Consider the following 14,856-nt stretch of genomic DNA (forward strand, 5'->3'; position numbering starts at 1 on the left):
GGGCGCTGATTGCGTCAACTGCCGAACGGGTCATCGCTTGTCACGCCCTGAGGCAAGGCCTGTACCGCTGACTGGAAGTTGGTCCAGGCGTTGGACGCGGAGTCGGACGTGAGGTTCTGGTAGAGCTGTGCGAAGGTTCCGCCGTTTCCGAGCGCGACCAGTGCCGGGGCGATCTGGTTGAGCGCGTAGCCTTGGCTGATGAGCCATGAGATGAAGGCCATGCCGCATCCCGTGCTGTCGGGGTTCTGATCCGTTGGATCGGTCTGGTTCACGAAGTCAGGCATGCCGTCCTGAAACCATTGGGGCGCGGTGGCGAAGTCGGACAGCGCATTATTGCTGACCGAGGCCGCGCACCAGCGCGACAGCGCTTCGCCGGTGCTTTGGCCGCAAATGCTCCCGCCCATGGAGCACTCGCTGAGCTCGGCCTCAAACAAAGCGGACACCCGGTTGGAGGCGCCATACGCTGCATCCACTTCGATCGCATTGCCGGTTGTAGCCGCCGTGGTCGGCGCCCCCTGTGCCGTCCGTGGCGCCGCCGAGGGCGAAAACAATCACGCTGACTGCTCCGCCGGTGGTACCAAAGATCGCATCGTTGGCGTTGGCTACGCGGTCTGCATCATTCAGCAGGTCCTGGGCGTTCTGTAGAGCAGGCGCGCCGAGGGGAGGATCAACATAGACCGTCACTCTTCCGGATGGGCTGGTACCTACTAACTGGGATGTGCCGGTGAAGCTTGGCCACTGTGGTGCGGCTGCTGCGAGTCGGGCGGTTTTACGAGGGAGTCTCAGGGGATGACTCATGGGAACGGCCTCCGGTTGCGGCAAATATGGCTATGAGAAGCGCAATCGGATTCTCGGGTTGTCGAGGGTGCGAGAGTAGCTTCGATCGGAGAAAGGATTTGCTGGTGGAGGTGTCGATGATGTTGGTGCGCGTCGGAATTCAGAGACATCGTCTCATACCAAGGACGTTTAGGTTCAACTGCAGATCCCTCCACTTCGCTGCGCTGCGGTCGGGATGACACCTTGGGAGGCCTACGGATCAGCAGAGCGCGGGTGTGGACACCCGCTACAGCCATTCTCCACCCCAGCGAGCACAAATCGCTCGCCGGGGACCCCGGGTCTGGAGACCGGCGCTACACCTGACCTATTCCGCGGTGGTCGCGTCGGCGTCAGAGTCGGGGGTGAGGGCCAGTTCGGCTTGATCCACTTCGGCGCGGTCGAGCAACTTCTGCGGAATGGACTTTGTGGTGCGGAGCCCCAGCTTCTTGAGCAGTTCGACCTGGCGGATGAGGTTGCCGCGGCCGTCGGCGAGCTTCTTCATCGCATTGGTGTAGTGCTGGTCGCTCTTGCGGATGCTGTCTCCGAGGACTTCCATGTCGGTGACGAAGCCGACGAATTTTTCGTAGAGCTCGGTGCCGCGGTCCATCACGTCTTTGACGTTGCGGGCCTGGCGCTCCTGCTGCCAGAGGACGTTGATGATGCGGATGACGTAGAGCAGCGTGGTGGGGCCGACGAGGAGGATGCCTTGCTTGTAGGCGTCGGCCCAGAGCTCGGCGTCGGATTGCAGAGCCATGAGGAAGGCCGGCTCGACGGGGACGAACATTACGACGAAGTCGGGGGCCTCTATTTCCGGGAGGCGGTGGTAGCCCGCGCGGGCGAGTCCTGCGACGTGGTTGCGGACGCTGGTGAGGTGCAGCTTGAGCGCAGCCTTGCGAGCGTCTTCGTCCGTGGCGTTGATGCAGTCGGTGTAGGCGTTGAGCGAGACCTTGGAGTCGATGACGAGATGGCGGCCACCGGGGAGGTGGAGGACCACGTCGGTGCGGACGGAGCGGGCGCGCTGGCCGGATTCGGCTTCGGCGGTGTGGGACTGCTGGAAGGTGTACTGCTCGTTTTCGCGGAGGCCAGCCTTGTCGAGCAGATCGCGGAGAATGAATTCGCCCCAGTCGCCCTGGGCTTTGGCGGAGCCGCGCAGCGCTGTGGTGAGGTTGTGGGCTTCATCGGAGAGTTGCTGGTTCATGGTGTTGAGGTTGGCGACCAGAGTCTTGAGTTCGGTGACGCCGACAGTGGATTCGGTCTGGACCTTTTCGACCTTCTCGCGGAATTCCTTGATTTGCGTTTGCAGCGGGGCGAGGAGGGTGTTGAGATCCTTCTGGCTGGACTCGGAGAAGGACTTGGATCTTTCGTCAAACAGTTTTCCGGCGAGCGCTTCAAAGTGATTCGCCAACTCGATGCGCGCATTCTTAATGAACTCGTCTCGCTCCTGGACCTTAGCCCGCTCATTCAGCAGTGCAGTTTCGAGCTCGCCAATACGGGCGGAGGACTTCGAGGCGGAGTCACTGGCGGCAGTTGACTGAGTATGCAGCGCATCGCGAGCGGTGATTAGATCTGCCGTGAGGCGGTCGATGGTGGACTGGCGCTCGGCGGAGAGGGATTCGAATCCGGCGCGGCGCTCGGCCAGGGTGCGGGACTGGGCGAGGTCGGCGCGCGCTAACGTGAGTTCGGAGGAGAGCTCTGCGGCGCGCTGGGCGAGCTGGGCCTTTTCGCTTTCGATGGCGGCGCGCTCGGATTTGGCGGCGAACTGGCGCAGAAGATAGCCGGCTACGATTCCGATGAGGGCGGCGAGAACGGGGATGAGAGCCTGCATGGCGATTTCCTTCTCTGTTCGCCAAATATACGCCTTTTTGTCTGTGAAATTGTGGGTCGAAACTCCGCCGGGTTTTCCTTCTGGTACGCGCCCCTCTCCAAAAGCGAGAGATCGGGGGCACCCGGAAATTGGATACTCGCGGGGCTTCCTCAGCGGTTCAGCAGCAGATTCCCTCCGGAATGACAGAAAGAAATGCAAGTGCAAAAGCGGGTCCTTCGCCTGCGGCTCAGGACGACAAGAGCAGAGAGTAGCGCGCCTTTACCGCAGCCCGGTTCGCCTTATAGACTTGGAACTTCGGGGACTTGCGCGATTTTTGCGCAGCGCCGGTTGTGCTGGGCAGCCGCTGGCCTATATTCTCGGCTGGATTGGCACAGGCGCGGACGCCCTGATCCGGGTTGAATCGCCTAAAGACTTTGAGGAGAGACACGCATGGCCGTGGAAGAGAAGGTTAAGCAGATCATTGTGGAACAGCTCCAGGTGGATGAGGCGGAAGTGACGCCCAATGCCAGCTTTCAGGAAGACCTGGGTGCGGACTCGCTCGACGTTGTCGAGCTGGTGATGCAGTTTGAAGAGGCGTTCGATCTGGAGATTCCGGACGAAGACGCGGAAAAGATCAAGACCGTCAAGGACGCAATCGAGTACATCGAGAAGCACGAAAAGACCGCGAAAGGCAAGTAGCCGGTGAATCGAAGAGTCGTTATCACCGGCCTTGGGCTGGTTTGCGGTGTAGGCAATACCGCTCTCGAAGTATGGCAGCAGTTGTTGGCGGGAGCCAGTGGTGCGGGGCCTATCCAGGCCTTTGACACCACGGGATTTCCTGTCACATTCGCCTGCGAGGTCAAGAATTTTGACCCGTTGAACTTCGTGGACAAGAAGGAAGCGCGCAAGATGGGGCGCTTCATTCATTTTGCCTTCGCCGCAACGCACGAAGCGCTGACGCAGTCGGGGCTGCAGATTACGCCCGAGATCGCGGACCGCGTGGGTGTGTTCATCGGCTCGGGGATCGGCGGTTTCGAGATCATTGAGCGTGAGCATGCCAGCCTTCTGGCGGGCGGGCCGCGGAAGATCTCGCCCTTCTTTATTCCTTCGACGATTGTGAACATGGCGGCGGGGCAGATCTCGATCCGCTATGGGGCGCAGGGGCCGATTTCAGCAACGGCCACGGCGTGTGCGACGTCGGCGAACTCGATTGGCGACTCGGTGCGGATGATTCTGCATGGCGATGCGGATGTGATGATCGCGGGCGGATCGGAAGCATCGGTGACGGCGCTGGCGGTGGGCGGGTTCGCTGCGATGCGAGCCCTCTCGACTCGCAACGACGAGCCGCAGAAGGCGAGCCGTCCTTTCGACAAGGACCGCGACGGTTTTGTCATCGGCGAGGGCGCGGGCATTCTGATTCTGGAAGAGCTCGAGTTTGCAAAGAAGCGCGGTGCGAAAATCCTGGCCGAGGTGATCGGCTACGGAATGAGCGCGGATGCGTATCACATGACCGGCATCGCTCCTGAAGGTCTGGGCGCGCAACGCAGTATGCGTGCGGCGCTGAAGGATGCGGGCATTGCGCCGGAAGAAGTGGGCTATGTGAACGCGCATGCCACGTCCACTCCGGCGGGCGACGGGAATGAGTCGCTTGCTGTCGAAAAGGTCTTCGGTGAGCACGCATTGAGCGGCAAGCTCAAGGTGAGCGCGACGAAGTCAATGACCGGGCACCTGCTGGGCGGCGCGGGCGGTCTGGAGGCCGGCATCACGATCCTGGCGCTGCAGAACCAGATGCTTCCGCCGACGATCAACCTGGAGAACGTCGATCCCGAGTGCAAGCTGGATTACGTGCCGAACCAGGCAATTCCGTACAGCTTTGATGTGGCGTTGTCGAATTCCTTCGGATTTGGCGGGATCAATGCATCGCTGATTATGCGGCGGTGGACGGAATAACGCAGGGAGTAGGCAGTAGGGAATAGGGAATAGAAAAGCGACGGCGCGCATCTTTGATGCGCGCCGTTTTTGTTCCTGAGTAGGACTCAAGAGAATGCTGCGTTCCAGCCAACGCCGATCAGGACGACGAGTATCCACCACCCGAAGGCTGCAATGTAACCAGAACTGCGTTTGACGCCGGCAACGGTGGCAGTGCCGATGCCCACCAAGATCAGAGTCCAGATGGTGACGATGTCGATGGACGTGGCGAGGCTGTAGATCGCCGGCCCGACGTCTGCCGGATTCAGAAAGGCTCCGACGTTGGTAGGCGCGAAATTCTTGATGTTGAACGACTCCGGCGCAGCCCCCGCGTAGATGACGATAATCCCCAACAGTGTCTTGAATATGGAGGGCAACATTGCGTACATCCAGACGGAGAGAACGCTGCCGAACTTCGCTCGGCCGCCGAAGCCGAAGTTGATGGTTCCCAGCATGACGCCGGAAATGACCAGACCCATAATGATGAGAAACACGGGTCCGGCGAGGAAGACTCCTTCCGTAACATAGGTGGAGATCTTCATCTGCTGTTCCCGCGCCTCAGGCGTGGCCTGCTGCATGCGCTCCTGAGCCTTGGGGCTGAGGTTGATCTGGTTTTCCATCACCTGGCGCATGCCGATCTTGCTGTTGACGGCGAAGAAGAAGACGTAGCCCAGCACTGCGTAAATCAGGAACGGCATCCACCAGCTACGGTGGCCATTCTTGATATCGGTAAAGGTCTTCGATGGCGCGGTGAAGGTGTTCGTTATGCGCGCGAGTTGAGACAGGCCGGGGGTGGATTCCGCCACCGGCTGAACGCTTGTGTCACTCATGTGTGCCTCTCAAATATCGGTTCACATACGTAGCCGTCGAGGGCGCAGAGGGAGTCTGCGTTTCGCGGGCCCGATTGGATCTTGCATTGAATACGCACTCTTACATTTTTGAGTTCAATTTCAGATGTGGAGTGCGGTCGCCGCGATTGTAACCCAATCCTGGGTGGAGGCAATCACATTCGTGTGAACGGGAGCCGGCGATTTAACGGCCGCGAGAGGCGAGCTCGGCTTCAGGGGCGGGCGAGTGCCTGTGGTGATGCGGGCCGGGCGGGGGCGGAGTCGGGACGTAAGTCTTGTAGACCGTGATGTGGAAGCAGGCCTGCTGGAACTCCTCTTCGACGTCGATTTGGCCGGCGACCTGGAGCGGCAGGAGCCAAGAGCGGACCCAGCCGAGTTCCTGGCGGCTCATTGTGCCTTTGGCGATGTCGACCGTGGCCCCGGTGAGGTGGGGGCTGACGACGTCGCCTTCAGCTGCGGCGGCGTTGCCGTTCACGAGAATGAGCTGCTTCTGGTACTCGACTGTGCGGACGGCGGAGCTGACCAGGATGGGGCGGTGGAAGCGTGCGGAATGGGCACGGGCGAACTCGGTGAGAAAGTGGGCGGTCCAGGGACGGCAGTAACGGCGATTCGTCGGCAGCTCGCTGTTGACCAGCAGCGAGGCAGAGGCGGGTAGCGGCACGAGAAGGTGCTGGGCAATGCGGCTGTTCAGGTCGTCGTTGTCGAGGATGCGCTCGAGGCCTTCGGACTCACTGATCTGGTTCTGGCGGGCGAGGGACAGGGAGGAGCCGAGAAGCGGGGGCGGCATGGGGGTCGGACGATAGCGATGTAGCGACACAGCTTCAACTGTGGGGCCGGCGGCGGTGAAGGGAGGGGAATGGCGGATTGCCGGCGAACGGTGCGCTTCCGGATTGTGGTGGGAGGGGCCGGCGGTGTGGCTGTGCGCCGCGAAATGGACAGCAGATCGGTGCGAGGAAGACACGTGGGCGGCCGAGGAGTTGTGACGTGCAGAGGTGCTCTGATGTGCAGAGGCTCGCGAACTAGCGGTCGCGGCGTGGGTACGCGGCGCGGCTGCATGCGAGTACGCCTTCGCCGGATGCGCTGAGGCTTTGGCGTGGTGAGAGGTGGCGGCCGTTCCGGCTGTAGCCGAAAATGCCGCCAACGTGAGCGCGATGAGGGGGTTCCGCAACACGCAGGAGTGTGCGGAGAAACCAGAGCAGGATCAGTGTAGGGTGTTTGGAGGCGTTCGCCGAGTATCAAGCAGGGTGCAGTTGGGTCTGATAACGGGACGGAAGGACCGGATGGGCCTGCGGGCTGGTAAGTGAGGACTTTTCCCGATATACTGATCGAAGCGCCTGAGGCGCAGGGGAATCCCTGTGTAGGGCGCGTTTCTGACGGGGTCCTCAGGGCTCCGTCGCAAAACGAGAAAAAAGATGCCCAAGTTGAAGACCCATTCGGGCGCGGCCAAGCGCTTCAAGAAGACCGGCACCGGCAAAATCAAGCGGGGCCACACGAAGACGCGGCACATCCTTTCGTCGAAGTCACCGAAGCAGAAGCGTAAGCTTGGTAAGAGCGCTCTCGTTTCTGACGGTGATCACGCGAAGGTAGCGCGCATGATCCCGTACGCCTGATCGTTGTCTCCGCCCTTGCGGGTGGGAACTTCAGGGCCTCAGTGGAGAGGCCCCCGGCAGCCGGAAGGCAGCCGAGTGATTAAGGCTTGCAGTCGCGAGTGAAGAGGTTCTGACCAGCCTCCAAGGCCGGTTCTCCTGCCTCCAGCCGCGTAAGACCACTTAACCAAACGGAGAAACACGATGCCCCGCGTAAAACGCAGCACAAAGCGGAGTGACCGCCGCAAGAAGATCCTTGAGCGCGCAAGTGGTTACTTCCTCACGAAATCGAAGCTTTATCAGGCAGCCCAGGAAGCCGTCGAGCGCGGCCTCAAGTTTGCATATAAGGGCCGCCGCGAGAAGAAGCGCCAGTTCCGTTCGCTCTGGATTGTGCGTATCTCTGCCGCAGCCAAGCTCAACGGCACCAGCTATTCGCAATTCGTCAACGGCCTGAAGAAGGCCGGCATCGAGCTGGATCGCAAGATCCTGGCCGACATCGCCGTGCAGGACGCCGCCGGCTTCACCAAGCTGGTGGAGCAGTCGAAGGCCGCGCTGGCCAAGACGGCAGCCGCCTAAGCAGACAGATTCTGAGCAGTTCCGAACGGCCTGAAGCCTTGCTTCAGGCCGTTTGCTTTTGGTGGAGCAGATCCGACCTCAGGCGTTCTCTTCAGTCGATTGTGCGGCTTTTCGCTCGATGCGAGGGTCGGGGACGAGCCAGATGATGGCGACCAGGACGTAGCCCGCCCCTGCAATCCATGCGTGCACAAAGGCCAGCGGAATGGCCGCGGCGTAAATCACGACTGAGAGCTTGCTTTTTCTATCTCGTCCGATGGATGTGGCCAGGGTCGAGCCGCGCCCATGAAGGCGGATAAGGGTTCTGGTGAGGATGAAATACGCTGCGCCTGCGAACATCAGCACGATGCCGTAGACCGCAGTCGGCCAAGATGCGAAGTGATTTTCGTCCATCCAGGACGTCGTGAACGGGATGAGTGACAGCCAGAACAGGAGGTGCAGATTGGCCCAGAGGGTAGCGCCGTTTACGTGCTGAGTGGCATGGAGCAGGTGGTGATGGTTGTTCCAGTAAATGCCGACGTAGACGAAGCTCAGCAGGTAGCTCAGCAACACGGGGAGCACAGGCGTTAATGCTGCCAGCGTAGCGTCGTGGGGCGGCCTCATTTCCAGCACCATGATGGTGATGATGACCGCGAGAACGCCGTCGCTGAAGGCTTCCATTCTTCCTTTATTCAATGATCCTCCGAGCGGGGCTTCCGCAGATCGAGATGAATGATGGCTACCCTCTCACGGATAGCATACGAGGCAAGGCATTCGGCGATTTCCGGCGTAGCGCTATCATTTGGGCGTGAACTTCCAGAGTCTTTTCGCGCACCAGGCCTGGGCGGACGCCGCTCTGCTTTCCGCCGTTCACGCGCATCCGCCGCTGCTCGAGGATGAGTGGCTGCAAAAGACGCTGCTGCACGTTGTCAGTACGCAGCGATATTTCCTCTGGCTGTTCCTGCAGCAGCCTTCCTTTGACCGTGAGAAGGAGATGCAGCCGCCCGCGTCGTTTGGCGAACTGGTTGAGCGATACCGTGCAACGCATGAAGCAGAGCTCGCGTTTGTGGAGGGCCTCGACGATGCCGGTCTCGAGCGACGATTCGAGTTGGCGTTCCTGAAGACCGAATTCACTGTAGCCGATGGGCTTACGCAGGTGGCGATGCACAGCCAGAACCATCGCGGGCAGTGCCTAAGGTATATCCGCAAACACGGCGGCCAGGCGCCTACGCTGGACTACATTCTTTGGGCGAAGGACCGGCCGGGGCCCGTGTGGCCGGAGTTTTGAGCGCGGCCCGACTGATGTGACGGTGAAACCAGCCATTACCGGCTTTTCTAAGGCATACTGGATGGCGCCGATCCCAATAATTCAGGCTAGGAGCGAACTGGATCGATACGAAGGTCAATTCAGGTGCGGGCGGAAGGCGGCGGGTTATGGCGGCGGGACGAACGACATGCGCGGTCCTCGCGATTCTGTTCTTCGGGCTGCCGTTGCTGTCCGTTGCGCCGATGACCGGGGCGCAAGCGAAAGGGGTTCGGACCAGGAACGTGCTGGTACTTTCCAGCGGTCGCGGGCGCAAATCCCTGAATCAAATGGAATCGTCGTTGCGGAGCCGTGTCCCATTTCCGGTAGATTTTTCAATCATTGATCTAGCGAATCCGCACTTCGACGAGGATTCGTTCCGTGCCAATCTAGCGAAGGCTCTCCACTCGGCCTACGGCGAAAAACCGGATCTCGTGATCGCCTGCATGGATCAGGCTCTGCGCTTCGCGACACAATACCACGACACGATATTTGCGGGTTTGCCTATCGTGTTCATGTCGGTCCCCAGCATGACGGCTGACCAGGAAAAATCGCCCGATGTCACGGGAGTGGCAGTGGTCCCCAGCACCCACGAGACTATCGATCTCGCGCTTCGCCTTCATCCGGATACGACGACACTTGCTGTCATATCGGGTAAGTCGGTGACGGGAGACTCTTTTCTTGCGGCTGTGCATTCCGAGTTGCTTCGTCATAGCAGCCGTGTGAAGGAGATTGACATTGTGGGGCCGCCAAGCGGTCAAATGCTCGAGAAGGTTGCAGCCCTGCCGCCCAGGACCGTGGTTTTGTTTCAACTATCTCCGGAAGATTCGGAACAGCCCGCTGTCACCGCATTTGATGTTCTGACCGAGGCCTCGCAACGCCTGCCGACCTACTCCTTAGAGCCTTCATTAGTTCTCGACCACGGCGGAATTGGAGGGGCAACCACCGACGCAACTCAGGATGCGGTTATGGCCGGGGAGATAGGAGCGCGTGTTCTCTCCGGTGAGGCGCCAGCCAGGATTCCCGTCGTGTATCTCTCAAAGTTCCAATTCCGCATGGATTGGCGGCAGCTTCAGAGATGGCATATTCCGGAATCGGCCTTGCCGCCGGGCAGCATTGTTCTCTACCGGCAGCCCACTCTATGGCAGCAGTACAAGGGGTACGTAATTGCCGGCATCTCGCTAATTCTGCTGGAAGCGGGGCTGATTGTTGCGCTGCTGTGGAACCGGGCGCGGCGCAGACGAAGCGAGAAGGAACTCGTCCTGCTTTATGACCGGCTCCGACTGGCAGTGGAGGCTGCGAGCTCAGTCAGTTGGGACGCGGACTACAAGCACGGCAAGAACCGGTGGCATGGGGACTTGCAAACCATGTTTGGCATCCCGGACAGCCAGCATGACGTGAACTTCGGGGACTTTCTTAAGCTCGTCCACCCAGACGATCGGGAAAGAGTTGCGGATACTCTGGCCAAGTCCAGAGAGAGCCGAAAGCCGTATGTGGCCGACTTTCGAGTTATTCGGACCGATGGGACGCTGCGCTGGGTTACGGCGCGTGGCAAGTTCTACCATGCGCCAAATGGCGAGCCGGAGCGCATGCTGGGCATCGCCACGGACACCACGGCGCGCAAGCTGGCGGAGGAAGCGCTAAGGCGGCTGAGCGGCCAACTTATCAACGCGCAGGAAGAAGAGCGCCGCCGGATTGCGCGCGAGATTCATGATGATTTTCAGCAGCGCCTGGCGGTGTTGGCGATCGAGCTGGAAAGCCTTTCGCAGGATATTGGGGAGAAGGATGCGATTGCGCTGGCCCAGTTGCGCGATCTTGCCAGGCAGGTGAATGCGCTCGGAACCGATTTGCATTCTCTGTCGCATCGTCTGCACTCGTCGACGCTGGACAGTATGGGACTCGTTCCTGCATTGAGAGGGCTCTGCGCCGAGTTCCGGAAGCATCATGACCTCGATGTGTCGCTGGTTGCGGAGAACGTGCCGCGGAAGATCCCGAACGAGGCGGCGCTGTGCCTGTTCCGCATTGCGCAGGAAGGGCTGCAGAATGCGAGGAAGCATAGCAGTGCGCGGTCAGCCGAGCTGCGTGTGCAGGGCCTGGAAGGGAAGCTCCACCTGTCGATCTCCGATGGAGGCGTCGGCTTCAATCTGGAAGAAGCCGTGCGTGAAGGCGGGATTGGAATCCGCAGCATGGAAGAGCGGGCCCGGCTCGTCAATGGGCGACTCGAGGTACGCTCGAAGCCGGGGAGCGGAACGACGATCGAGGTATGGGTGCCGGTTCCGGTGTCGGAGGAGTCGTTCCTGGAGGTCTAAAACACCCTACTGCCGCATGTTGTACATGAAGATGGCGCGGAGTTCGAGGAACGGTCCGTGGAAGTCGCGGGGCAGCGGCGGGTAGTTTGATCCGGTGAGCGCTCCCCAGGCGGCGCGGTCGAGCGCGGTGTCGCCCGAGCGGCCTTCAAGGACCATGCTGCCGTCCTGGATGCGGCCGTTGGGCAGGACCCGGAAGCGAATCTGCACCTGTCCCTGCTTGAGGATGGGCGGGTTCACTTCGTCGGGGATCAGCGGGTCCCAGGTCTTTTCGGTCTCGCGGTGCCAGCGAATGAGCCAGCTGTTGAAGTCGACACCCTGGGTGTCAGACAGGATCTGCACGCCGCCAGCACCTGCGCCGGGGTGCATGGACATTTCACCGGGGCTGGAGGGGAGCTGGGCGCCGTAGCCGGGGCTGCGAGAGGCTCCGCGCATGGCGTCTTTGAGCTGGTCGGCCGGATTCTGGGAACCGAAGGCGAAGCTGGGCCTTGCGGGCACGGCCTTGGGCTGCGGCGCCTCGACCTGTGACTGCGTCTGCTGCGCGGGCGGGATGGGTGGCGGCGCCTGCTCCTGTGGCTTGGGCTGTTCGAGCTTGGGCTGCTCGGGGGCCGGCGGTGGAGGAGCAGGAGGCTTGTTCAGCGCCTCGAGGGTCTTTCTGTCCACCTGGGGCTGAACACGTTTGGGCTCGACGGGCTTGACCTGCACCTTGGGCTGGTACTTCGAGACCAAGTCGGGCGGAAGGTCAAGATATTTCAGGTCTTTGCGCTGCTTGATGGCGTCGAACGGGTCGATGACCGGCGGCACCCTGAAGACGTACTTCGGAATCCAGGTGATGGACGAGAGCAGAAAGATATGGATGAGGACGGCCCAAAGGACGCCTTCGCGCAGGCGAGCCCAGCGGCGCTCGTCTTCGAGCTCGCTGATCATTTCGAGCAGTTCGTGGGTGTCGTAGTCGACCCAGCGGGAGGTGCTGCGGGGCTGGCGTTCGGGCTCAGGGCGAAGTGGAGGCTCTGGCGAGGGGTCCGGTTGAGGGGCGCTGAGTTGCGAAGAACCGGTGGGCTCGGTGGGCTCGTTCTCTCTGGTTGGCACTACGCTGAGGGGCATTCGTCCGGCTGGAGCAAGGCGGACGCCGGGCTCCGTTTGAGTCCTTTCATCTATTCTCTCATTCCTTTCAGTTCCGGCCAAACCAGCCCTGGAAGCTGCTCGAGAGGAGGTCCGCAGCCGTGGCGTGCAACCGAGGAGCGCGAAAGCGCGCAACGATACAATGGTCTTTCAGAATGGACGTTTGGGAAGGCTGAAAGGGAACCGGTTTGAAGCAGTTTTTTGCGCACTTGATGGCGAAGTGGAATGTGGTGATTCTGCCCGCCATCCTGAAGTTCGGGGTGTTTGGCGCGGGAGCCGTAGCCCTTTTGGATTCGTCTTCGATTCCGGTTCCGATGGATATCCTGATTGCCGGCTGGGTTTGGAAGGACCAGCAGCGGTTCTGGCTCTACTGCCTGATGGCGGCGGTTGGGTCGGCGATTGGTGGGCTGGTTCCCTACCTGTTGGGACGAGCGGGCGGCGAGCTATTCCTGCTGAAACGGGTGAATCGGGAAAAGTTCGACAGGCTGCGTATCCGGTTTGAAAAACAGGAGTTTCTGGCGGTGGCCATTCCATCGGCGCTGCCGCCGCCGACGCCGTGGAAGCTGTTTGTCTTCGCTGCCGGGGTGTTCGAGATCCCGGTGTGGGTGTTCATGCTTTCGGTGTTCTGCGGGCGGCTGGTGCGATGGCTGCTCCTGAGCCTGCTGGTGCTGAAGCTGGGGCCGGGCGCGGTGGGAATGGTGCAGCACCATGCGCTGAGCGCGTTTCTTGTTGTCATTGCCCTGGCGGCGATCGGGTTCGCAGTGTGGTGGCGCGCCAAGAAACGCAGCGGCGAATTGGAGACGGCTGAGCCCGAAAGCTGATTGAGCGGCCCGTCAGCCGAGCATCTGTCGGTTAGTGCAGGACTGCTAAACGTCGGAACGGCGGAGCAGATAATCAAGTCCGCCGGCTCGAAACCATCGATAGCCGTAGGGCTCGAGCACCACGGAGTACCGTCCGCGCGAGTCGGCCTCACTGTTGTCGCCGGACAGCAAATTGACGAGCAGGTTTCTCTCGCCCGCAAATTTCTTCGGCAGACGGAAACGGACCTCTTGAGGCTCCGCGATCAGGTTGTGGAGGAAGAGGACACAGTTGTTCCGCCACTCGTAGAGCACTGCCAGAGCACTGCGTGTGCGCAGCGGAAGGGTCGAGAAATCGCCCCAGCCGATCTCGGGGATTTCTTTTCTCATGCGGATGATGCGCTCCATCCAGTTGAGGAAAGAGTTGGGATCCCTGCGCTGGATGGCGACATTGACCTGGTTGAATCCGAAGGCGCCTTCCGCGATCACCGGCAGGATCGGCCTGGAGTGGGTAGTGAAGCCGGCATTCGGCTCCATGGACCACTGCATGGGAGTGCGGGCGCAGCTCCGCTCCGGCAGTTCCAGATTGTCGCCCATGCCGATCTCGTCACCGTAGCGCAGGACGGGTGTTCCGGGCAGGGTCATCATCAAGCTGTAGGCAAGCTCGAGGCGCTGGCGGTCGCCGCGCAGCATCGGAGCGAGCCGGCGGCGAATTCCGCGATCGTACAACTGCATGGATTTCTCGGGGCCGAACTCCGCGAACACGGTTTGCCGCTGGCTGACCGTGAGGCGCCCGAGATCGAGCTCGTCGTGATTGCGCAGAAACTGTCCCCATTGCGCGGTTGCGGGGCGGGGCTTGGTGAGTTGCATTGCTTCGATCAGCGGCTGCCCGTCGCCGCTTGCCAGCGCATAGAACAGGTGCTGGTTCACTTCAAAATTGAACATCATCTGCAGGCGCTCGCCCCATTTCCCGAAATACGCCAGATCATCTTTGGGCAGCACGTTCGCTTCGCCAAGAATGATGGCTCCGGCTTTTCTCCACGTCAGGAATTCGGCGAACGAGCGGAGCATGTCATACCGCTCCGCGGGGCGTTTCAGGTTGGCACCCTTTTTCGCAATTACGAAGGGCACGGCATCCATGCGAAAGCCATCCACACCCAATTCGAGCCAGAATCCCATGATCTTGAGGATCTCGGCCTGAACCTCTGGATGTGAGGTATTCAAGTCCGGCTGGAAGTTGTAAAAGCGGTGAAAGTAGTAGGCGCGCGCCTTCTCTTCCCACGTCCACGTGGCCTTCTGAACTCCGGGGAACACCACGCCAGAGCTCGCATCTTTGGGCTTCTTTTGCGACCACACATACCAGTCGCGGTACTTGGACTTCGGATTGCGGCAGGCATCACGAAACCACGGATGTTCATTCGAGGTGTGGTTGACGACGAGGTCGATGAGGACGCGAATACCGCGCTGGCTGCATCCATGCGTGAATTCGACGAAGTCGCCGAGGGTTCCGTAGCGAGGGTCGACGTTGTAATAGTCCGAGACGTCATAGCCGTCGTCGCGACAGGGCGAGGGCTGAAAGGGCATGAGCCAGATGGCAGTGATCCCCATGCCCTGGAGATAGTCGAGGCGGCGTGTCAGACCCTTGAAGTCGCCGACACCGTCGCCGTTTGCATCCATGTAGGTAGCGACGGACAGGCAGTAGACAACCGCATTTTTGTACCAGAGGTCAGTGATCATGAGGGGATCATAAGGGC

Annotated in this window: 15 protein-coding genes; 7 read left to right on the plus strand and 8 right to left on the minus strand. The window is 60.7% G+C overall.

The window, feature by feature from the left end; translation table 11 throughout:
- Positions 1-14: 14 nt before the first annotated feature.
- The 3 genes from MOP44_RS10995 to rmuC form a co-directional block, all read right to left on the minus strand.
- Positions 15-404 (minus strand): hypothetical protein, encoded by a 390-nt coding sequence (locus MOP44_RS10995; RefSeq protein ID WP_260796082.1) that lies wholly within the window; start codon positions 402-404, stop codon positions 15-17.
- A gap of 22 nt (positions 405-426) precedes the next feature.
- Positions 427-798: a hypothetical protein gene (locus tag MOP44_RS11000; protein ID WP_260796083.1), complete on the minus strand. Its 372-nt coding sequence runs from the start codon at positions 796-798 to the stop codon at positions 427-429.
- A 343-nt stretch (positions 799-1,141) separates the two neighbouring features.
- Positions 1,142-2,641: a DNA recombination protein RmuC gene (rmuC, locus tag MOP44_RS11005; RefSeq protein WP_260796084.1), complete on the minus strand. Its 1,500-nt coding sequence runs from the start codon at positions 2,639-2,641 to the stop codon at positions 1,142-1,144.
- Positions 2,642-3,070: 429 nt separating this feature from the next.
- On the opposite strand from rmuC, the gene MOP44_RS11010 reads away from it, so the two are divergent.
- Together MOP44_RS11010 and fabF are read left to right on the plus strand one after the other, a co-directional pair.
- Positions 3,071-3,319, plus strand: coding sequence for an acyl carrier protein (locus MOP44_RS11010; protein WP_260796085.1), 249 nt, complete (start codon positions 3,071-3,073; stop codon positions 3,317-3,319).
- Positions 3,320-3,322: 3 nt separating this feature from the next.
- Entirely contained in the window at positions 3,323-4,570 is a 1,248-nt protein-coding gene (fabF, locus tag MOP44_RS11015; RefSeq protein ID WP_260796086.1) for a beta-ketoacyl-ACP synthase II, read from the plus strand.
- A gap of 86 nt (positions 4,571-4,656) precedes the next feature.
- Here fabF and MOP44_RS11020 read toward each other — a convergent pair whose 3' ends face one another.
- Entirely contained in the window at positions 4,657-5,418 is a 762-nt protein-coding gene (locus MOP44_RS11020; RefSeq protein WP_260796087.1) for a Yip1 family protein, read from the minus strand.
- Between the two features lie 202 nt (positions 5,419-5,620).
- On the minus strand, positions 5,621-6,607 hold the full coding sequence (locus MOP44_RS11025; protein ID WP_260796088.1) for a DUF5715 family protein: 987 nt from the start codon (positions 6,605-6,607) through the stop codon (positions 5,621-5,623).
- A 241-nt stretch (positions 6,608-6,848) separates the two neighbouring features.
- Between MOP44_RS11025 and rpmI the strand changes: the two genes are divergently transcribed.
- Together rpmI and rplT are read left to right on the plus strand one after the other, a co-directional pair.
- Complete coding sequence (gene rpmI / locus MOP44_RS11030) at positions 6,849-7,046, plus strand: 50S ribosomal protein L35 (protein WP_260796089.1); 198 nt, start codon at positions 6,849-6,851, stop codon at positions 7,044-7,046.
- 180 nt (positions 7,047-7,226) lie between these two features.
- The gene (gene rplT / locus MOP44_RS11035; protein ID WP_260796090.1) at positions 7,227-7,598 is read left to right on the plus strand and encodes a 50S ribosomal protein L20; all 372 of its coding nucleotides are present in this window, start codon (positions 7,227-7,229) and stop codon (positions 7,596-7,598) included.
- 78 nt (positions 7,599-7,676) lie between these two features.
- Here the strand turns inward: rplT and MOP44_RS11040 are convergent, their stop codons facing one another.
- Positions 7,677-8,255, minus strand: a complete 579-nt coding sequence (locus MOP44_RS11040) for a TMEM175 family protein (protein WP_260796091.1) — start codon at positions 8,253-8,255, stop codon at positions 7,677-7,679.
- 127 nt (positions 8,256-8,382) lie between these two features.
- Here MOP44_RS11040 and MOP44_RS11045 point away from each other — a divergent pair, with 127 nt between their 5' ends.
- Positions 8,383-8,862, plus strand: coding sequence for a DinB family protein (locus tag MOP44_RS11045; protein ID WP_260796092.1), 480 nt, complete (start codon positions 8,383-8,385; stop codon positions 8,860-8,862).
- A gap of 146 nt (positions 8,863-9,008) precedes the next feature.
- Positions 9,009-11,186, plus strand: coding sequence for a PAS domain-containing protein (locus MOP44_RS11050; RefSeq protein ID WP_260796093.1), 2,178 nt, complete (start codon positions 9,009-9,011; stop codon positions 11,184-11,186).
- Between the two features lie 6 nt (positions 11,187-11,192).
- Here the strand turns inward: MOP44_RS11050 and MOP44_RS11055 are convergent, their stop codons facing one another.
- Positions 11,193-12,272: a TonB C-terminal domain-containing protein gene (locus MOP44_RS11055; protein ID WP_260796094.1), complete on the minus strand. Its 1,080-nt coding sequence runs from the start codon at positions 12,270-12,272 to the stop codon at positions 11,193-11,195.
- A gap of 221 nt (positions 12,273-12,493) precedes the next feature.
- Here MOP44_RS11055 and MOP44_RS11060 point away from each other — a divergent pair, with 221 nt between their 5' ends.
- On the plus strand, positions 12,494-13,126 hold the full coding sequence (locus MOP44_RS11060; protein ID WP_260796095.1) for a YqaA family protein: 633 nt from the start codon (positions 12,494-12,496) through the stop codon (positions 13,124-13,126).
- 45 nt (positions 13,127-13,171) lie between these two features.
- Here the strand turns inward: MOP44_RS11060 and MOP44_RS11065 are convergent, their stop codons facing one another.
- Complete coding sequence (locus MOP44_RS11065) at positions 13,172-14,839, minus strand: alpha-amylase family protein (protein WP_260796096.1); 1,668 nt, start codon at positions 14,837-14,839, stop codon at positions 13,172-13,174.
- Positions 14,840-14,856: the final 17 nt, after the last annotated feature.

Source organism: Occallatibacter riparius (assembly GCF_025264625.1).
Lineage (GTDB): Bacteria > Acidobacteriota > Terriglobia > Terriglobales > Acidobacteriaceae > Telmatobacter > Telmatobacter riparius.